The 18378-nt window shown below is 52.0% G+C and carries 14 protein-coding genes and 1 pseudogene; 3 read left to right on the forward strand and 12 right to left on the reverse strand.

The annotated features are described in order from the left end of the window. Positions 1–163 precede the first annotated feature (163 nt). The 3 genes from ACP4CD_RS20015 to ACP4CD_RS20025 all read left to right on the forward strand — a co-directional run bounded on the left by ACP4CD_RS20015 (position 164) and on the right by ACP4CD_RS20025 (position 4562). Positions 164–1861 (forward strand): type I secretion system permease/ATPase, encoded by a 1698-nt coding sequence (locus ACP4CD_RS20015; protein WP_426992293.1) that lies wholly within the window; start codon positions 164–166, stop codon positions 1859–1861. Positions 1862–1931: 70 nt separating this feature from the next. Beyond that, a complete protein-coding gene (locus tag ACP4CD_RS20020) occupies positions 1932–3221 on the forward strand; it encodes an HlyD family type I secretion periplasmic adaptor subunit (RefSeq protein ID WP_426992295.1) in 1290 nt (429 codons plus the stop codon). Positions 3222–3224: 3 nt separating this feature from the next. Continuing rightward, the gene (locus ACP4CD_RS20025; protein WP_426992297.1) at positions 3225–4562 is read left to right on the forward strand and encodes a TolC family outer membrane protein; all 1338 of its coding nucleotides are present in this window, start codon (positions 3225–3227) and stop codon (positions 4560–4562) included. A 92-nt stretch (positions 4563–4654) separates the two neighbouring features. Here ACP4CD_RS20025 and ACP4CD_RS20030 read toward each other — a convergent pair. The 12 genes and pseudogenes from ACP4CD_RS20030 to ACP4CD_RS20085 form a co-directional block, all read right to left on the reverse strand. Beyond that, a pseudogene (locus ACP4CD_RS20030) lies at positions 4655–5760 on the reverse strand (DegT/DnrJ/EryC1/StrS family aminotransferase). Then, entirely contained in the window at positions 5757–6173 is a 417-nt protein-coding gene (locus ACP4CD_RS20035; RefSeq protein WP_064031731.1) for a sugar 3,4-ketoisomerase, read from the reverse strand. The pseudogene ACP4CD_RS20030 and the gene ACP4CD_RS20035 overlap by 4 nt, the downstream one beginning before the upstream one ends. Continuing rightward, positions 6163–7140: a GNAT family N-acetyltransferase gene (locus tag ACP4CD_RS20040; protein ID WP_426992298.1), complete on the reverse strand. Its 978-nt coding sequence runs from the start codon at positions 7138–7140 to the stop codon at positions 6163–6165. The genes ACP4CD_RS20035 and ACP4CD_RS20040 overlap by 11 nt, the downstream gene beginning before the upstream one ends. Then, positions 7137–8069: a hypothetical protein gene (locus tag ACP4CD_RS20045; protein WP_426992300.1), complete on the reverse strand. Its 933-nt coding sequence runs from the start codon at positions 8067–8069 to the stop codon at positions 7137–7139. The genes ACP4CD_RS20040 and ACP4CD_RS20045 overlap by 4 nt, the downstream gene beginning before the upstream one ends. Continuing rightward, positions 8066–8740 carry an acetyltransferase gene (locus ACP4CD_RS20050; RefSeq protein WP_426992301.1) on the reverse strand — a complete coding sequence of 225 codons (675 nt, stop codon included), beginning with the start codon at positions 8738–8740 and terminating at the stop codon, positions 8066–8068. The genes ACP4CD_RS20045 and ACP4CD_RS20050 overlap by 4 nt, the downstream gene beginning before the upstream one ends. 21 nt (positions 8741–8761) lie before the next feature. Then, a complete protein-coding gene (locus tag ACP4CD_RS20055) occupies positions 8762–9511 on the reverse strand; it encodes a hypothetical protein (RefSeq protein ID WP_426992302.1) in 750 nt (249 codons plus the stop codon). A gap of 36 nt (positions 9512–9547) precedes the next feature. Then, positions 9548–10915, reverse strand: a complete 1368-nt coding sequence (locus ACP4CD_RS20060) for a hypothetical protein (RefSeq protein ID WP_426992303.1) — start codon at positions 10913–10915, stop codon at positions 9548–9550. Between the two features lie 58 nt (positions 10916–10973). Next, positions 10974–11900 carry a sulfotransferase family protein gene (locus tag ACP4CD_RS20065; RefSeq protein ID WP_168032839.1) on the reverse strand — a complete coding sequence of 309 codons (927 nt, stop codon included), beginning with the start codon at positions 11898–11900 and terminating at the stop codon, positions 10974–10976. Between the two features lie 60 nt (positions 11901–11960). Next, the gene (locus ACP4CD_RS20070) at positions 11961–13820 is read right to left on the reverse strand and encodes a glycosyltransferase family 61 protein (RefSeq protein ID WP_064031725.1); all 1860 of its coding nucleotides are present in this window, start codon (positions 13818–13820) and stop codon (positions 11961–11963) included. A gap of 37 nt (positions 13821–13857) precedes the next feature. Beyond that, positions 13858–14694, reverse strand: a complete 837-nt coding sequence (locus tag ACP4CD_RS20075) for a phytanoyl-CoA dioxygenase family protein (RefSeq protein ID WP_064031724.1) — start codon at positions 14692–14694, stop codon at positions 13858–13860. Between the two features lie 125 nt (positions 14695–14819). Then, positions 14820–16040, reverse strand: a complete 1221-nt coding sequence (locus ACP4CD_RS20080; protein WP_281021471.1) for a glycosyltransferase — start codon at positions 16038–16040, stop codon at positions 14820–14822. An 18-nt stretch (positions 16041–16058) separates the two neighbouring features. Further along, positions 16059–18368 carry a glycosyltransferase family 2 protein gene (locus ACP4CD_RS20085; RefSeq protein WP_426992304.1) on the reverse strand — a complete coding sequence of 770 codons (2310 nt, stop codon included), beginning with the start codon at positions 18366–18368 and terminating at the stop codon, positions 16059–16061. Positions 18369–18378 lie beyond the last annotated feature (10 nt).

The following is an 18378-nucleotide window of genomic DNA, read 5'->3' on the forward strand; positions in this document are numbered from 1 at the left end:
TCTTTTCGGGACGCCGGTTTTTTTCGCCGAAATTCGGCGGCTTTTTATCGTCAAGTGGCGGAGACGTCCCGTTGCGTAGGTAAAAAACAACATTCCCTAGGTAACAGCCAAAATCATGCTACTCTTGGAGGGCTAACTTTGGCCAGTATTCTTTCAACGCGTCGTGAGCATTTCCCAACCCACCGACATTCAAATTGCTCTTAAACTCTGTAAAGGGGCTTTTTTATCCGCCGCCGGTTTTAGCTTGATTATCAATATGTTGATGTTGACCTCGCCGTTGTATATGCTGCAAGTATATGACCGAGTGGTGGCGACCGGAAATCTGTCGACCTTGCTGATGTTGAGCTTGATCATGTTGATTTTGTTCGCGACGATGAGCGGTTTGGAATGGGTTCGTTCCCAAATACTGGTGCGTGTCAGTAGCCGTTTGGAGCTGCTGTTAAACGAACGATTGTTTCAGGTCGCTTACAAACAAGCGCTGTATTCCGGCGGACAGAGGGCGACATCACAGCCGCTAGACGATCTGACCGCGTTGCGTCAATTTTTGACCGGCAATGGCTTGTTCGCATTTTTCGATGCGCCGTGGATGCCGATCTATCTCGGCGTGATGTTTATTTTTCACCCGCTATATGGTTGGTTTGCAGTCGCGACGGCAGTTTTGATGGTCTTGATTGCCGTCGTCAACGAAAAAGTCACCGCCGCCACGCTGGATGAGGCCAACAAGGTGGCGATAGCCGGACGGGCCTTGGTGAATAAAAATCTCCGCAATGCCGAAGTGATCGAGTCGATGGGCATGGCCGAGAATATCAAACAGCGCTGGCTGGCGGCGGCAAACCACGTTTTGATTTTGCAAGGGCTGGCGAGTTCGCGCGCCGGCTTGGTCGGGGCGTTTTCCAAGGTAATCAGGCTGGCGTCGCAGTCGCTCATTCTGGGCTTGGGAGCGTATCTGGTGATACAAAAAGAAATCACGCCCGGATTGATGATTGCCGGTTCGATTCTGCTGGGGCGCTCGATCGCGCCTATCGATATGTTGATCGCCAACTGGAAGGGTTTTGTCAATGCGCGCGGCCAATATCGGCGGTTGAATGAAATCTTGCAGCGGATTCCCGCCGAGCCCGCGCGAATGACCTTACCTAGGCCGCGCGGCAGTTTTCAGCTGGAGGGGGCCGTCGTAACCCCGCCCGGTGCCAACGCGCCGGTGATCAAAGGGATAAGCTTAGCGATCAATGCCGGCGACATTGTCGGCGTTCTCGGCGCTAGCGGCGCCGGTAAATCGACGTTGGCTCGCGCCTTGCTCGGCATCTGGCCCACCTCCGGCGGGAAGATCCGCCTGGATCAGGCCGATGTCCATGCCTGGAATCGCAATGAATTGGGGCCTTACCTAGGTTATTTGCCGCAGGATATAGAATTGTTCGAAGGCACGATCGGCGAAAATATCGCCCGGTTTGGCGAAGTCGATGCTGTTAAAGTCGTCGAGGCGGCGAAAATGGCCGGCGTGCATGACCTGATATTGCATTTGCCCAACGGCTACGACACCGTCATCGGCGCAAACGGCGGCGCTTTGTCGGGCGGTCAGCGTCAACGTATCGGGCTGGCGCGGGCTCTTTACGGCGAGCCCGTCGTCGTCGTGCTCGACGAACCCAATTCGAATTTGGACGAACAAGGCGAGCAGGCGCTGGCTCAAGCGCTGATTTTGCTGAAACAAAAGGGGGCTACCGTGATTCTGATTACACATCGAAACAGCGTTTTGTCCAACGTGGATAAGTTAATGATCTTGAATGAAGGCAAGTTGGCGGTTTACGGGCCGCGAGACCAAGTGCTCGCCCATTTGCAACAACAAGCCCAGTCGCAAGCGTCGTGACCGGTATCGATCGCTTTGCCCGCCCATGGATGTGAAGAATTTGTCCCCGTCCGTCAAACCGAGCGCCGTAATGACGCCGGTCGTCGACGATAGGCCGATACGCCTGATCGGCGTCATCATTTTGTTAGTGGCGTTTAGTTTATTCGCGCTGTGGAGTTATTGGGCGCCGATCGACGGGGCGGCGTTGGCCTCCGGCGTCATCACCGTCAAATCTCACCGTAAAACCGTGCAGCACCTGGACGGCGGCATCGTGCATCAAATCTTCGTCAAGGACGGCGACATCGTCCGGGAAGGCGATATTTTGCTGACGCTGGACGGTACCGAAGCCCGCTCGCAATTGGAAGTACTTCGAGGCCAATCGATCACGCTGTCCGCGCAATTGGCCCGATTGGAAGCCGAGCGCGATCGGAAAGCCCGCATTGAATTCCCCGACAATTTGAGCCGCTTGGACGATAGCCGCGTCGCGGAAGCCAGAACTAGCGAGACCGAGCTATTTTCAGCCAGGCGTGTGGCCTTCGAAGGGCAAATTTCGGTTCTGAAACAAAAGATCAACCAGCTCAGTACCCAAATCGTCGGGATTAAAGGTCAGCGCCAGAGCAAGCAAGCATTGTCCGAGTCTTACGGCGAAGAGGCGAAGGATTTAAAAGAGTTGTTGGCCGAGGGGTTTGCCGACAAACAACGCTTGCGTGACACCGAACGCAATCATGCCAGTAACTCGGGCGACATCGCTTCGTTAACGTCGCAGATCGCGGCCGCCGAAATTCAGATCGGCGAAACCAAGCTGGAGATACTGCAGCTCGAAAAGAAGTTTCAAGAAGAGGTGTCCGAGAAATTGAGCGAAGTTCAATCCCAGCTATTCGACGTTAATCAACGCTTGGCGGCGACCGCCGACAAGGTTAGCCGGATCGAGATCAAGGCTCCGGTTGGCGGGCGGGTGATGGGGTTGGCGATACATACCCAGGGCGGCGTGGTGATGGCCGGAAATCCGATACTCGATATTGTGCCTCAGCAAGAAGATTTGATCATTGATGCGCGGGTATCGCCGTTGGACATCGATCGGATACGTTTGGGCTTGGTCGCCGAGGTCAGGTTCAGTGCGTTTAAGCAAGCGTTGACGCCGACTACCGAAGGTAAGGTTATTCATATTTCGGCCGACCGTTTCGTCGATGAAAAGGCCGACGCAGCTTATTATCAGGCCGAGGTGGAATTGACGCCGGAGAGCTTGCAAAAGCTGAAAAACCTGGAATTGGTACCCGGCATGCCGGTGGAGGTGATGATCCGGACCGGCGAGCGCACCGTCGTGGAGTATCTGATGCAACCCATCACCGACGCGTTCGCGCGGGCTTTCCGAGAGGATTGAGCGATGCGCTCGACTAAGTTGATCTCGTTGGGCTTGGCTGTTACGTTGGCGGGTCGGGCATGCGCCGACGACTTGCTGACGGTGTATCAGCAAGCATTGCAGGCGGCGCCGTCGCTTAAGTCGGCCGACGTCAAAGTCGATATCGGCGCCGCGCAAACCGGCCAAGCCTTGGGCCAAATGCTGCCGCAAGTTACCGGAACCGCGAATTGGTCGGAAAATCGGTTGAACGTGCGAAATAGCGATTTGAGTTATTCGGGCACTCGTTATTATCTGTCGCTGAATCAGACACTGATCGATTTTGCCAAATTCTGGACCTGGCGGCGGGCGCGGGTAGCCGAATCGCAATACGAACTCGAGCGCACCGATGTGAGCAATCTTTTAATGTTCAGTGTCGTTGAACGCTACTTTGGCGTTTTGGAAGCGGAGGATCAACTTCGCTTCATTCAAACCGAGAAGCTTGCGATTCAACAGCAATTGCAGCAGGTGCAAAAGCGGTTTGCCAAGCAGTTAGTCAAAATCACCGATGTTTACGAGGTCGAAGCGCAACTGGATAAAATCGAGGCTGACCAAATCGAAGCCGAAAGCTTGGTTTCCTCGGCTAAGCAAAACTTGAGGGAGTTGACCAACCAGGAGCCGGACAGTCTACTAACCTTGCGCGAAAACATCGAATACAAGGAATTGGAAGGTAAGTTGGACGACTGGATCGCCGTGGCAACAAACGATAATCCGGCCCTGGCCGCGCAGCAGAAAGCGATCGAGGCGGCCGACAACGACCTCGTCGCCCAGAAATCCCGCCACCTACCGGTGGTCGACCTGCAGCTTAATTACTACGATACCAACACCGGTTATCAAAGTACCCTGCTGTCCAATCAAACCCAAACTCAAGTCGCGGCGATTAACGTCAACGTGCCGATCTTTAGCGGCGGTACGACCATGCATCAGGTTCGCGAAGCGGAAAGCCGCTTGGCACTGAATCGCCACGCCGAGGAAGAGAAACTCCGAACCGTGGTCAAGGAAACCAGCGATGCGTTTTTGACGTCGAACGCCAACGTCAGGCGGATTAAGGCTTCGATCAAGGCGTTGGAATCCGCTCAAAAGTCCCACGATGCGATGCAGAGTGCCTATAAATACGGTGTTGCCACCATCGGTGACGTTTTAGTAGCCCAGCAAACCGAGTTTCGAGCCAGGCGCGATTTGTTGCAGAGCAAATACGCGTATATTAAAAATCGCTTCAGATTTTTACAGGCCATCGGCGCTATCAGCGAGGAAAACTTGCAGGAAGTCAATACTTGGTTGGAGAAGCCGGTGCAAGCTTCTTCAGTCCCGAACCCTGAAAAATAGCCGCGCGATTTTGGTTATCACGCTTGGGTATATCCCGGTAATTCCGGCGAACTCTCGGCTAGCCGCACCGAGAGCTTCGAACCGGACGTGTGTTAGCGGTGAAAGCCGGCGATGGCATCGATAACCGTGTCCACTTCGGTGTCGAGCATGCCTGGCCACATGGGTAGGCTCAGGCACTCTTGAGCAAGTTTCTCGGCAATCGGCAATGAAAATTCGGCAAACTCAGGATAACAACCCTGGCGATGCGGAGGAATAGGGTAGTGAATCATCGTGCCAATTCCGGCGGCCTGCAAATGCTGCTGTAAGGCGTCGCGTTGGGGACTTAATACGACGTACAAGTGCCAAACCGGATCCGCCCAGTCCGGGACAAACGGCCGGATTAGATTTGAATCTCGCTGAATCAGGCTGTCGAATCCGACGTGGTAGCGGCGTGCGATTTCCCGCCGTTGCCGATTGTTTTCATCCAATACCTTGAGTTTGACACGTAAGAAAGCGGCTTGTAATTCATCCAGGCGGCTGTTTTGACCCAGTGTGTCGTGTTGGTATTTGATCGTGGAGCCGTAATTGCGAAGTCGCCGAATTTTTCGGCCAATTCTCTATCGTTGGTGACCACGGCACCGGCATCGCCGAGCGCGCCCAAATTCTTGCCGGGATAGAAGCTGGTGGCGGCCGCATGGCCCAGGCTACCGGCTTTTTTGCCGCGATATAACGCGCCTTGCGCTTGCGCGGCATCCTCCAGAACGAACAGCTGGTGCTTATCGGCGATGCGCATAACGGCATCCATATCGGCGACCTGACCGTACAGATGGACTGGAATGATGGCTCGAGTGCGCGAGGTCACCGCCGCTTCGATACGCGACGGATCCAAGTTGTAAGTGTGGGTATCGGGCTCGACCGGGACGATGGTCGCTCCGGTGCGGGTAACCGCCAACCAGGTTGCAATAAACGTGTTGGACGGAACGATAACCTCATCGCCGACGCCTATTCCTTGGGCGGAAAGTGCCAACGCTAATGCATCGAGTCCGTTACCGACGCCCACGCAATGTTCGGCTTCGCAATAGCTGGCGAATTCCGCTTCGAACCGCTCGACTTCTTCGCCGAGAATGAACCAACCGGAGGCCAAGACGCGTTTAAAGCTTTGCTCAAACTCGTTTTGCAATGCTAGATTCGGCGTTTTTAAATCCAGAAACGGAATCATCGGCGCTTTTCTCTAGCGGCCTTCAGGAAGACGTCGTAGTCGCGGTAATAATCTTCTTCGGTGTAAAACTCCGAAGCCAGGACCAAGCAGACCGCGCCGGATGAAAAATTGTCCAAGTCGCGCCACATGCCGGGGGCGATATATAAGCCGTAATAGGAGCGGTTTAAATGAAACAGTTTCTTTTCGAAGCCGTCGTCCAAGGTTACGTCAAAGCTGCCAGACATCGCGATCATCAGTTGCTGTAATGTCTTATGACCATGCGCGGCGCGCGTCGCGCCGCCGGGAACATCATACAAGTAATAAGTACGCTTGATCTCGAACGGAACATGGCGCCCCGCCTCGATAAAGGTCAAGTTGCCGCGGGCATCCGGGATGCGGGGTAATTCGATGATTTTGCAATCGTTAATCGACATTTTCTTCTCCGGTTAATGGGATCTCGAAGAACTCATGTACGGTTCCTCCTCCGCCAAATTCCGTTTTGAATTTATAAAGTCCCTCATTCAGCACTTTGCCGGCCTGTTCGTTGCAGATACCGAAATCGAGCCAACGCTTTCCGTCGCTGACGGCCTTGGTAATGCAGAAGTCGAACACCGCGTCCAGTGCGGAAAATTGATAGCCGATGTCATTCGCGGCGATATATTGAGTATGAATACAGGTCGCGGTGATGAACAATAAAACGCCGGCGACGACTTGGTCTTGGTGGGTGCCGCAAACGACTTGAATTTGATCGGGAAAACGCTCGGCGAGCATCGTGATTTCGCTCAAGCTATGAACCGGCCCGGTGCCATGTTTTCGCGCCAAATTCTCGGTTAATACCTGCCAAAATTCGCCCAGTAAGGCCATGTCTCCAGATAGGCCTATCTGATTTTTCCGCGCTTTATTCAAACTGCGCCGCCGCCGTTCGCTGATTCGCCCGCGCGGCGTCGTCAGGTCAATCGAGCTCGAGAGATCGCAGCGGTAGCGGTGCGCGTTGAGTCGGAACAGCGCGTATAGATCGTCTTGCGCCGGTTGGCGGTGATAAAAGGCCGGTACCGCTTTGTACAACAGGCGTTGTTTGCCTTGGCTTCGATAATACCGGCAACAGGTCCGGAGGGCTTCTATCATCCGCTCCCCACGTAGTTGGCCCTGCTGCACGATGCCCCCGTAAGTCGCGCCGGGATGGCTGACCACGCAAGCTTCGTCGTCCGGTTGCAACGCGGCTGGCAACAGGCCCAACCAGCCGTGTTCGTCGTAGATGATCAGCGATTGGTCGACGAAACGACTACCGTGATAGGATAAAAACCGCCGGGTATGCAGTAGCGTGGATTGCAGCGAATCGTCGCAAAAGCTATCCCAATCCTCGGCGTCCGCTTCGCCGTAAGCACGCACTTGTAACGTCATTCCCGCTCCAGCCGCGCGCAGGCAAAGCCATCGCGTCCAAAGTGGTTGCCGTTATAAAACACGTAGAGCTGCTCGCCAATCTGGATAGGCGCCGCGTACATAATTGCATCCGAATCGAATTCGCCGGGCGAAACGTCCAGGTTCAGATGCGCATCCATGCGCCGCCAATGTATCCCGTCCTCCGACTCCGCATAACCTAATCGGTAGGCGGCGAAAGACCGTCGGCGCACTGAGTAAAATAGCCGAAATCCGCCGTCCCGCTTTCTGATCACGCAGGGGCGGCCGAAGCCGTGCTCGTCGGCTTCCTCGACACGAAGCTGCACCTGGCCGTGGCTGGGGAAATGCACGCCGTCCTTGGATTCGACATAACGCAAATCGTAAACCGGCATGCTTTTGCCGTTCAATTCTATCCAGTCGCTACCCGCCACGTACCACAACCGGACGACGCCTTGATCGAGCAAGGCCCAGGGGCCACCCCGAATATGCCGCTCTTGGTCGGAGCGCTCCAACACCGGAACGCTGGAATGGCGATGGAAAGTTTCGCCGCCGTCGTCGCTGATGGCCAGCCCGGTTAACAGGCGGTAGCGGATTTTGGTACCCAATTCGAAACCGGCGTAATACAGAAACAGGCGTCGGCCACCCATCGGTAGCACCGAGCACGTCAGCAAACCGTTCTCATCGAAGCTTCCTGGGGCGCCGAGGTCTAGTAGCGGACGTTCGGAGACTCGCAATACTCGGGTGGGATCGTTGGCATCCACATCGACGAAACCCGGTCTACCCAAACCGTTGGCGTCGCAAAAAGTCACGAAAACCCGGATCACCTCGGGCGATATTTGCAACGGGGTTGGTACCATCGCATGGCTGCTGGCCCAATCCTGGTCGCCGGGAGGCGCATACACGATGCCGAGTTTCCGCCAGTGCATCGTCATGCTTTAACCTTGAAAAAACGTAGCGAGCTGACGCGTGACGGAGAAGGCATCTCCGCTCCGTACAAAGCGCCGTCTTCGGTGTTTTGCGTTAGCACGATACCCGGCCCGATCCAGTTGTCCTTGCCTATCGTCAAATTGTTCGCGAGCGTGGAGTTCACGCCTAAAAAGCTGTTTTCACCAATGTGGCAGAAACCGGAGATGACGACGTGAGAGGAGATAAAACAATGATCGCCGAGCGAGGAATGATGGCCGATATGGTTGCCGCTCCATAAAATAACGTCGTTACCGATGCTGACAAAAGGTTGCACGGTATTGTCTTCGAAAATAAAACAATGCTCGCCGATCCGGGCATTGGGCCAAACGAACGCGCGAGTACTGATGTAAGACGCCAATCGATATCCGGCGGCTTTTGCCTGCTGCGTCAGGCGAGCGCGCAGACGGTTTAGCTGGGTATAGGTGACCGCCACGAATACATCGTGATCCGCTGGCGAAAAATGCTCCGTCATGGATTCGAACGGCACCAGCGGCAAACCGTTCTTGGTGTCGCCCGTTAAAAAGGCGCTTTCCACCGCAAAGCCGACCACGCTATATGGGCTATCGGCTTCGAAATATTCTTGGGCGATGTCGGCGAATCCGGATGCGCCGACAATAATCAGTTTTCGTTGTTTCATGGCGGTATTCATCTCGGCAAATTAAGGTCTTTTGATCAAAATGTCTTCGCGGCGATTGGCCATGGGCAAATCCGCGGCCTGAGGCACCACCCAGCCGTGAAAACCTTGGGCTCGAACTCGCGCTAGTATTGCCAGAACTACCGAGTCGTCCATCGCGCCGGGATCCAAAGTATTGAACGTCACCGTGGGCGTTTCGTCCTTTCCGACATAGGCTTTATGGCAAGCGATACCGGCACTGCTCGAGAAAAAACGCTTGCGCATGGTTGAATTGGGAATATCGCCTAACAGTATTTCTCCGCCTTCCGATAATAGCGATAAGGATAGGTCAACAAAATTCCACAAATTGCCTTCGAGGAAAATATATTGGATGACGCTATAACAGATGATGACATCGATGCGCCCGGTATATTGCGCAAATAAAGCCGGTAAATTCGGATAGCAGCCGGGGTATTTAACCGTATTTGGAGCGTCCGGCAGCAAATCCAGCATTTCCTGGCTATCGGCCAGCAATAGCCGATGGTCTTGGTCCGTGCACAGTTTTTCCAGAAGCACTGGCAGTTGACTGCAACCCGGACCGATTTCCAATACTGTTTTGCCGCGCTGCCGCAGATTGAGCAATTTGTTGCAAACGTCGGAAAAAATCAGCGGTTCCTTGCCTTCGCGGTAACTGTCCGGAAAGCCGACTTTCTCGTGTCGGCTTAATTGGTCGGATTTCGCCAATTCGCGGAATTTATCGAAATTCAAGTTTTCAAACAGATTATTGTCCGACATGGCTATCCTGAAAAATAAAGCAAACCGCCGGGAAAATCATTGCCGGAATCCCGAATAAAGCAAGCTATAGGCTATTTCCGGACGGTAGGAATTTAATGATGGAATGTCCGGGCTGCCCATCGGTGCGCCGCCTTGCGCCAATTGCGAAACGAATAGGCTTTCGCTATGGTAGCGTTCGAAATACGCTCGGCTCTGCCGAGACTGATCCCGCCAGAAAGATTCGTCCATGCGTTGAATGATGTCGTCCAATTTGTCCAGAGAATCCCAGGTGGGTGCCCCCGGATAAATTAAGTCGGTGCTGCCCCATAGCCGGTCGCGCGCATTTTGGTGAGCCACTATCGGAATTCCCGCCGCCATCGCATCGATAATCGCCTTGCCGCCCGACAACGGTAATGTTGGAAGATAAATATCGACTTCCAGTTGAGTCAATATCTGCGGTAGATTCGGCGCGGGGCCTAAGTAAATAAATCTTGAATCGGCTAACCCATTCCGACTCAGTGTATTGTAAATATTCTGTAAATACTCGTCGCTCAAATGGCCGATATGAAAATGAATGGCGTCGTGGTTTAACAATACATGCAGAATGACTTCCAGGTAATCGAGATGATAAGGTAGGTTTTTGAGTTTATGCAATCCGCCGCAAGAAGCGGTTTTCAGTCGGGGGGATGCAAAATTCCTTTGAGCGTTTAGATGATAGGCAAAGCCTGCGGAACTCAGGCATAAATAACGGTTTTGCTGGATGTCGAATTCATTTCTGCAGCGTAAAAAGCCGACATTATGCAAATCGATATGGTGCGCACCCTCCAAGTAACAACCTAAGGCTGGATAATGGTCGCAGTGGTGCATAAAAAGCACTGTTTTATCGGTATCCGAAGCGATTGCCGCCGTGGCTACCGCGTCGTAACCGTGAGTAAGCATGTAAACGGAATTGGTGTGAGGGTTGGCTAGCGTGGTCTGCACCGTGCGCAATTTATCCAGAAAACTTTGGTTGTCGGCATTAATGAACCCAATTAGATTGGACTCGTCCAAGATAGTCGCCATCACGGGCTTCTTGCGGTTATTAATATTACTGGCAACTAGTAATATTGGCAGTTGGCTTGTCCGTATAATATCGCGAACTATTTCCAGATGCCCGCCTAGGCAGTACAGTTCGGTAACCAATATTATATGATGAGGCTCGTTGGGTAGTTCCTCGGCTTTGGCTAGCAGCTCGAAAGCTGACAAGCGGCCGACATCTTGACACATTTGGTCGAATTTCGAAGAGACCAAGTGTAGGCCTTGCATTGGTTGAGAGCTTCCTAGTTCGATGAAAAACTGGGTCATCGATTGCAGAAACTGTTCGAGATCGTTTTTTATTATTGCTGCCTGCTGTGACCTGATAAACTGTTGAATGCCCTCAACCATTGATCATTCCTGCTATTTTATTGAATTGGAAAGTTATTTTCTTGGCTTGGCGGTTACATTATCCGGAAATCAAACTCGCCGGGAATACCGGAGAATATCCCAATTCTAAAATCCACGGCATGAGTAGTTGATTAATCGTCAGTGCCTCGTCTTTCGAGTAACTAATGCTATGACCGCGCGCATCCCGAGATTTTTCGTAGGTTGAAATGGTTTCGGCGACCGATGCGATTGCCGGAGAGGGAAACGGTTCAAGATCCAGCTGATTCGCCAATTGATTCAGCGTGCCGCCGAGCGTTTCCGGGTTCGCTAAATCTTCCAGTCTGACCTCGATAAACCGGGGGGATTTAAGCAATTCCCTCCGTTTAAGCACTAGCGCGGCAATCATGTTCTCGAAGCGTATCGCAGCTCTGGAAACTTCGGTGGAAATCCAGCCCTTTTCCATCAGGCTCCACATAATCAGGCGCGGGTCTCGAATCAGGTGGACAAAATAACAATCCGGATAAAGCTCTCGCAGAAACTCCAATCGCCAAAAGTTTGCCGGCGTTTTTTCCACCCAGCCAGCCTTATCGGAAATGGTGGTGGCATGGTCGAAAGTATAGGCAATAAAATGCCGCATCGCGTTGAGTACCGGCTCTCTTTGCGGATAAAAGTTTCGGCATAACACCATTTCCAGCAAACAATCGACGGCTCCTTCGTAGTGCTCGAAAATATCCGATGAAAACCTTGCTTGAGCGGTAAAACTCTCCGAGGGTTCTAAGCCAGTTACTAGATTACGCATCAAATGTTCAAAGCGTTTAACAGCCATGGGCGTGCCCGCAGTCGAAAAATCATCGGTAATCGCCTGTATTAGGTCGTAAAAACCGTCGTTTTCAACCAGAAATTTGGTTTCAATCGGTACGGCATAGAGGGCGCCATGTCGATACAGTGCATTTAGTGTAATGGTAGTGCCCGAGCGACCCATGCCGCCAATAAAAACACGTTTCATTTGGTAGTTTAAATGGAATTGATTGTAAAGCCAGTAATTGATAGATCAGACTGAATTCTATCAATTAAGGATAGTCGGCTGCTTGGGCAGACGTTTTTCACGTTTTCCAGACGAGTTTGCGGAGTTGGTTAAATTGTTTATATGGTTTCTTAGATCGCTGATATTCACGATCATGTCGTCATGCACGCCTAATTCGTGGGAGCCGTCCAGTCTAAAGCATTCAAAGAAGACCAGTTTTAATTTCGCTATTTGGGCCATTTCGGCAAGATAGAAATAGTTGCTGTTCTTATAACCATTCACTAAAACCACGACTATCGTTCCAGGGCGGCAAAATACCAGATTCGCTTGAGCGGCCCCTGCTTCCGAGACAATGATTTTAGCATTAGAAAATACGCGGATTTGTTCTTCGAACGAAGCGCGGCCAGGGTCGAAATCCCAAAAACCCTCGCGGATAAGCATTTCACGGCAGAGTTCGCGGTTCACTAAACGGCGAAATTCGACGTTAGTGCGAGTAATTAATATCCGCTCATATTTAGCAATGCCTTGCATGGCATGATCGGCAGCGAGTTCCTTTAATAATTCGACGGCTGTGGGCGAAATTAAAATGTCACTTTTTTTAGGTAGCTGCAGGGTGCGAACCGTATTGATCGATAGGTCCGATACCCAATGGAGTTTTCCAACCTTCACCGAGGCATTTCGCGCAACCTTGATGACTATGGCGTCGTTTCCTAAAATTAGACGGATGACGGCTTCCTGAAGTTTGCCAATTTTTTCATCGATTAAAAAAGTAGCATTACAAGCGAGTCCATTCTTTCTGGCTAATAAGTATCGGGGTAGAACCTCAATTATCCAATGGAAGTAATTGTGACCATGATCGTGCATGAGCGAAAACGCTTCGGGTACATACAAGTCTGTGTAAGTATATTTTACCGCGCAAACATTATTGACGGCATGAAGTATGTAATGGCATTTGATTTCGGAAGTGTTGTCGGTAGTATCGTCAAGATGGTCGTAAAGTAAATCGTGGCTATTCGCGATGATCATGGCGCTACCGCCAATTAGCACCACGTTTTCCAATATACAGTAATACGGTGTCGGTAGCGGGTGAATTTCAACTTCGCCAATGGTGTTAGGCCGATTCAGAAAATGCGGGTCTGGGACCGAAATGCTGGATGCCGCAGAAAGCTTTTTAACAAACCAGCGGCGATTTTGAGCAAATTGAACTATTTTGTGTATTTTTCCAACGACGTACACACCTTCGCGCCAGTTATTCAGGTGCGGCATGGGTAAGAAATAGTTGAAAAAATAGTTATAGCAAAGCGCGGATGCTCCAAAATATCCGCAGGCGGAGAAGGCAATTGCTAGAGCCAACCAATAATTGTTGCGATAGGTTTTCGGTACAAGGCCTTTTTTACTGGCTTCGTCGAACAGGGCTTGCAATAGCGCGGGGCCGTTTTTAACCTCGAAACGCAGTTGCCGGTCGAGCGAGTTGTCGCATGCAATATTGAACCTCGACAAGATATTCCAAGTGAGGGTTTCGCTATCCACGTTGTCGTTGAAATTGAACGGCAAACGATTTTCGCGGATGCCGTTCAATATGAAGTGTCGGAAATGGTTTTGCGTTACATCGGGGTATTGCTTTTTGTAGAATTCCTCGTCAAAGCCCAAAATGTCCCGAAGGCTCGTTTGCGACGACAGTAATCGCGCTTGCTGTTCTTGAGCTGTTTGAGTATTTATCGACCAAGGGAAACGGCCTTCGTACATGCCTTGGGTAAGAAAGTGGATCAGCGGATCGGTTTTCGTATTGGCGACATCGGGGAACTTCTCTAAATACGCTTTTTTATCGAATACCAATAATTTCTCAATGACCGCTAACTCTTCATCGGTGTATGCGCTTATGTCAAAAAAATTCTTATACATGGTATTGGATGTTGTTTATCGAATACTAATTCTTGAGTTAGGCTTTTTTATTGTTTAAATGACTTTGTCGCCAAGCAAGAACGGAGTCGGCGGTTTCCCAGCGGTAGCCTAATAAGCCCGCGAGAAAAGGGTCGTCTTTGAAGCGGCCGTTCATCATGCGCGAGAAATTAATTTGCTGTTGAATAATGGGCAGGGTGTAGAGATTGTTAATGGCTCTTCTAACATTAGGCGATACGTTAACCCCGGCGCGGTGGTAAGCGAGCGCGTCGAATATTACGGCATCGCCTGGGTCCGCTATGATTTGAATTTCATGCTTTTTAGCGTACTCGTCCGAAGGAAAAGGCTCATGGAGATGGGAGCCGGGCAGGAAAAACGTGCCGCCGGTCGTCGCGTTAAATGGATCGATACAGAATAGCGATTGCAACGCAATCGGACGAGAAATCGTAAAGTGTTGATATTGCAGTTCGCGATGCCAAGCAGTTTGATAAAGAGTATCGTCGGGTGGGTTTAATATACCGACTTGGGAGGAAAGGCTAATATTGTTGCCTAGCGCCTTTTTAATCACCGGTAAGATTTTTTCATTACAGGCAATTTTATGCAGAAAAAAATCGTCGTAGGCCAGCATGGAGCGTACGATATACCGATCTTTTAGAGCAATCAGATTGTCTAGCCCGAATTCGTCGACTTGCTGCTGATAGATTTCGTCCAGCTTTTGCCGGGTATAATCGACTTCTTCTACCGTTAGAGCGGATTTTATTACCGAGAAGCCGTTTCTAGAGACTTCTTCCAAGTGCATTTCGATATCGGTCTCGTTTTTATGGCGTTCGTATACGCCGTGAACGGCCAAATTGAGTTTTTCTGCTTCGGCTCTCATTATATTGTCCTCGATTAATGGGGATTCAAGTTCTTCGGAAACAAACGGTTGTGCTTGCTTCCAAGTTTAAGTCCGCTCTAGAGTTGAGTTGGTGGTGCGATAATCCACGATAGATTCAAGCGCTTTTAAATTGACGCCATGATTTTGGTGGTCCACTTGTGCAAACATTGCTCAAGATCATACTGAGTCACTATAGTTTTTCTGGCGGCTTTGGAAAGCGAGTTGGCTTTTCGTTTGGGTAGGCTTAACGCTTCGACCACTCGGTTGACCAAGCCCTCTTGATCAAAGAAATCGAACAACAAGCCGTTTTTGCCATCCTGAATCAGTTCTCTTACCGGTGCGGTATCGGAGGCAACGATGATGGGGCCCGTCGCCATGACTTCCAGCAGCGACCACGACAATAAAAACGGATAGGTTAAGTACACATGTACTTTCGAGAGTTGTAAAACGTTACGGTAATCCGCCTTGGCGAGGCGGCCGAGGATGTGAACCCGGTTCGGGTCCAAGTGGGAACCGACTTCCCGCATCAGCATGGCCAGCCAGGAGTCGTGGCCGTGGGGACCGGGACCGTAGCCGCCGGTTTCACTACCTATGATGATGACGTGCGCGTCGGGTCGACGCTTCAATAGTTCCGGGAGGGCACGCATAAAGACATGAAATCCGCGCGTGGGCTCAAGATAGCGGGCGACAAACGTGATGATCTCGTCTTGTCCGCCAAGCGTTATGCCCTTGTTTGGAATCGTCAGGGTTCGAGTGGCATCTGGGCTAAAGTAGTTCGTGTCGATACCCTCATGAATCACGTCGATTTTGGATTGAGCCCAAGCGGGGTAGGTGCTCCGCTGCCAATGGGTCGGAGAAATCCCGGCATCGATGTCGTGCAGCGCGTGCAGATTGACGGTATTTTTCAAGCGCAACTTAGCGAGCTTTTCGACATCGTCGGTTTTGAATTCGGGGTCGAAATTAAAGTCCTGGCCGGTCGCCGCGTAAAAATATTCTAAATATCCCAAGTATTTTGCATGGGGCCAGATATCGCGCAACAACAGCGCCTCGCCCCAGCCGGGATGCACCATCACGACATCGGGTTGGAATCCTTGGCTTTTTAGCAGATCGGCGGCCTTGGCGGTGGCTTCCGCTCGCAGAATTTTGGCTTCCCATTCGCTCATCAATGGATGAATATCCGGGTTGCTACTGCGAGACGGAGTGTATGCGATAGTACTGATGTTCGCGATTTCGACATTCGGCGCTTGGCGAATCGCCATGACTTGATTTTTTGTGTCCTTGGCTAAATGCGTGGCGATTTGCAGGAATTGGGCTGGAAAATTTTGATGAATAAATAGGATTTTCATAGGAAAGGACAGTTGGGGCTAGCGATGCCGGCGAGTTCGAGGCGGAAATGCCAAGCCATCGTGCGAATAGCGGTCCAAGTTAAGATTGTTATTATAGTAGGGGTCGAAAAACAGTCGGTTCGCCCAGCGTCCGCGCAATGCCGATTTTTCCTTCTCCAGTCGGGCGCGTTTTTCCGGCGTATCGTCCCGTCCTCGACTGGCCGATTCCGCATGCCATAATCTGGCTTCAGGCGTCCAGACGATTTTTTTGCCCGAGTCTCCAAGCCGCAAACAAAAATCCACGTCATTGAACGCTACCGGAAACGCCTGGGCATCCAGGCCGCCCAATGCCAAATAATCCGATTTTCGGCAGATTAAACAGGCGGCGGTAACCGCGCTAACTTCGCGGATTAACTGATTATAGCCGAAATATCCCAAATCGGATTCGTCCCACAAGTTGCCGATATGGCCGGCTAAACCGTGTAATCCCAGCAAAACGCCGCCATGTTGGACCATGCCGTTGGGCCATAACAACTTTGCGCCGACCGCGCCGATGTCCGGCCTTAGCAACTGGGTAACCATGTTTTTTAACCAGTCAGCATGGATCGCCTCGATATCGTCGTTGATTAAGCCGATTATTTCGCCTGTTGCTAGGGTAACCGCATGGTTATTAATCGCTGAGTAATTGAAGCGATGCGGGTAGGGAATGATGCGAATGCCGGCTTTTTTAAGTTGGGATAAATACTTGAGGGTTGCTTTGTCTTGCGAGTCGTTGTCGACGACGATGATTTCCAGATAGGGGTAGTCGGTTTTCTTTAAGCTCTTGATACATTTTTCCAGCAGGATTCGATGATCGCGCGTCGGAATGATTAGGCTGACCGTCGGCCAGATTTCCGGTTGCCGCCAGCGCATTACTCTGAACGCGTTCTCGGCGATCCGGGTTTCGATGCGGCTGCCTGGCGCGATTGTGGGCAGGCACTCGGCGACCGCCTCGTCCAATGCTGGGGAGAGACTGGCTTGATGACGGTGGTATAACACTTCCGGCAGGTGTTTGATCGCCGACGCGGTTCGCTCCCGTTCGGGAAGCGCGCGGACCGCCAGCCACGGCCAGCACTCCGGGTGTTCCAGCCACACCGAGTCCTGCGGCAGTAGCCCGCTTCGCACCGCGAATAGATGCTGAAGCAGGTCTTGGCTCAGGAACAAATTCAGGTCCCAGTCCGGCTTGAACCAGGGTTCGATGGTCGGCGGCTGACGATGCAGCAGGCAATCGCTGTAGGCTATCCGAACCGCCGGATCGGCGAACACGCTGCCGATTCGGGCTAGCGCCGATGCCGGCAAAGTATCGCCCGCCTCGATAAAGCTCAACAAGCCGTCGTGTTGGCTTAATTTATGTCTGATGGCTTCGGGCCACGTTCGGCTATCGACCACGGTCAGGCGGGAATCGGCGAAGTTGCCTTGGCCCTGTGCCAATACCTCGAAACCCTGCCAGCTTTGCGCAGACAAGCTATCCAAGGTTTTTTGCAAATCACCGTTGCCGAACACCACAATCAATAAGTCTTGTTGGCAGTCGAGCGGACTCCGGATCGCTTCAGGTGGATAGCATGCGGCCCAATCCGGATACGCCGAAAAATCCACCGACATCGGCAAATAATCTCGGTATTTTAAGAACTGTTTCGCGAGCAGGCGCCGTTGATCAGGCAACAACACGCGGTCCGCCTCGACGAGTTGCTCCAACAATAGCGGGGCCGTGGCCACCGTGAGTGGGCTGCCAGGCAGGTTTTGGCCTTGTTCGTTCAATACCCGGACTTCGTGGCTGTCGCCGTCGGCATAGGCAAACGGCAGGGTGTAACTAAAACCGTGCCGGCCGTTGCCTAAACCCATCTCGATCAAATCCGCGCGCCGCCGGTCGGCGTGGACCTCCCCGATCAATTTATCGTCCACGAAAACACTCAGGCGTACCGCTTGATCCGGTCTGGCGGAATTCCAGGCCCAGCCGGTGAGTTTCAATCCTCGTGTATTAGCGACGCTGCCGAGCAGTGTCGAGGTCGGTCGAGTTTGGGTTCGGTTCAGATAAATAGTGCCGTTCAGCCAGAATTCGCTATTGGCGACTTTGGCGCGTAAGCGACTAATGCTGCGCAATTTCGAGACCGGTAATGCGACGCGAAAGCCGTAGCAACCATCCCCGATGGTCTGCGATTGCGGCAGCCAAAAATGAGCGTGGATTAGCGCCAACGGATAGTCGTCGCCATGGATTTCGACGACGACGCGTTCCTGTAACCGCGTGGCGTCGCAGACCCAGCCCGACAAATAGCCGTCGCTGAAATCGGTTAATTCGCCTTGGAAACTCATGTCGGGTCGT

Origin of the sequence: Methylomonas stagni, assembly GCF_050154735.1 — a bacterium.
In the GTDB taxonomy this organism is placed as follows: Bacteria; Pseudomonadota; Gammaproteobacteria; order Methylococcales; family Methylomonadaceae; genus Methylomonas; species Methylomonas koyamae_A.

What these genes read in the sequence shown, in the direction of transcription:
- ACP4CD_RS20025 (WP_426992297.1), top strand. Translation starts at nt 3,225, where the DNA reads ATGCGCTCGACTAAGTTGATCTCGTTGGGCTTGGCTGTTACGTTGGCG.
- ACP4CD_RS20045 (WP_426992300.1), bottom strand. Translation starts at nt 8,069, where the DNA reads ATGACGATGCACTGGCGGAAACTCGGCATCGTGTATGCGCCTCCCGGC.
- ACP4CD_RS20040 (WP_426992298.1), bottom strand. Translation starts at nt 7,140, where the DNA reads ATGACGTTACAAGTGCGTGCTTACGGCGAAGCGGACGCCGAGGATTGG.
- ACP4CD_RS20065 (WP_168032839.1), bottom strand. Translation starts at nt 11,900, where the DNA reads ATGAAACGTGTTTTTATTGGCGGCATGGGTCGCTCGGGCACTACCATT.
- ACP4CD_RS20070 (WP_064031725.1), bottom strand. Translation starts at nt 13,820, where the DNA reads ATGTATAAGAATTTTTTTGACATAAGCGCATACACCGATGAAGAGTTA.
- ACP4CD_RS20055 (WP_426992302.1), bottom strand. Translation starts at nt 9,511, where the DNA reads ATGTCGGACAATAATCTGTTTGAAAACTTGAATTTCGATAAATTCCGC.
- ACP4CD_RS20075 (WP_064031724.1), bottom strand. Translation starts at nt 14,694, where the DNA reads ATGAGAGCCGAAGCAGAAAAACTCAATTTGGCCGTTCACGGCGTATAC.
- ACP4CD_RS20050 (WP_426992301.1), bottom strand. Translation starts at nt 8,740, where the DNA reads ATGAAACAACGAAAACTGATTATTGTCGGCGCATCCGGATTCGCCGAC.
- ACP4CD_RS20060 (WP_426992303.1), bottom strand. Translation starts at nt 10,915, where the DNA reads ATGGTTGAGGGCATTCAACAGTTTATCAGGTCACAGCAGGCAGCAATA.
- ACP4CD_RS20020 (WP_426992295.1), top strand. Translation starts at nt 1,932, where the DNA reads ATGACGCCGGTCGTCGACGATAGGCCGATACGCCTGATCGGCGTCATC.
- ACP4CD_RS20035 (WP_064031731.1), bottom strand. Translation starts at nt 6,173, where the DNA reads ATGTCGATTAACGATTGCAAAATCATCGAATTACCCCGCATCCCGGAT.
- ACP4CD_RS20080 (WP_281021471.1), bottom strand. Translation starts at nt 16,040, where the DNA reads ATGAAAATCCTATTTATTCATCAAAATTTTCCAGCCCAATTCCTGCAA.
- ACP4CD_RS20085 (WP_426992304.1), bottom strand. Translation starts at nt 18,368, where the DNA reads ATGAGTTTCCAAGGCGAATTAACCGATTTCAGCGACGGCTATTTGTCG.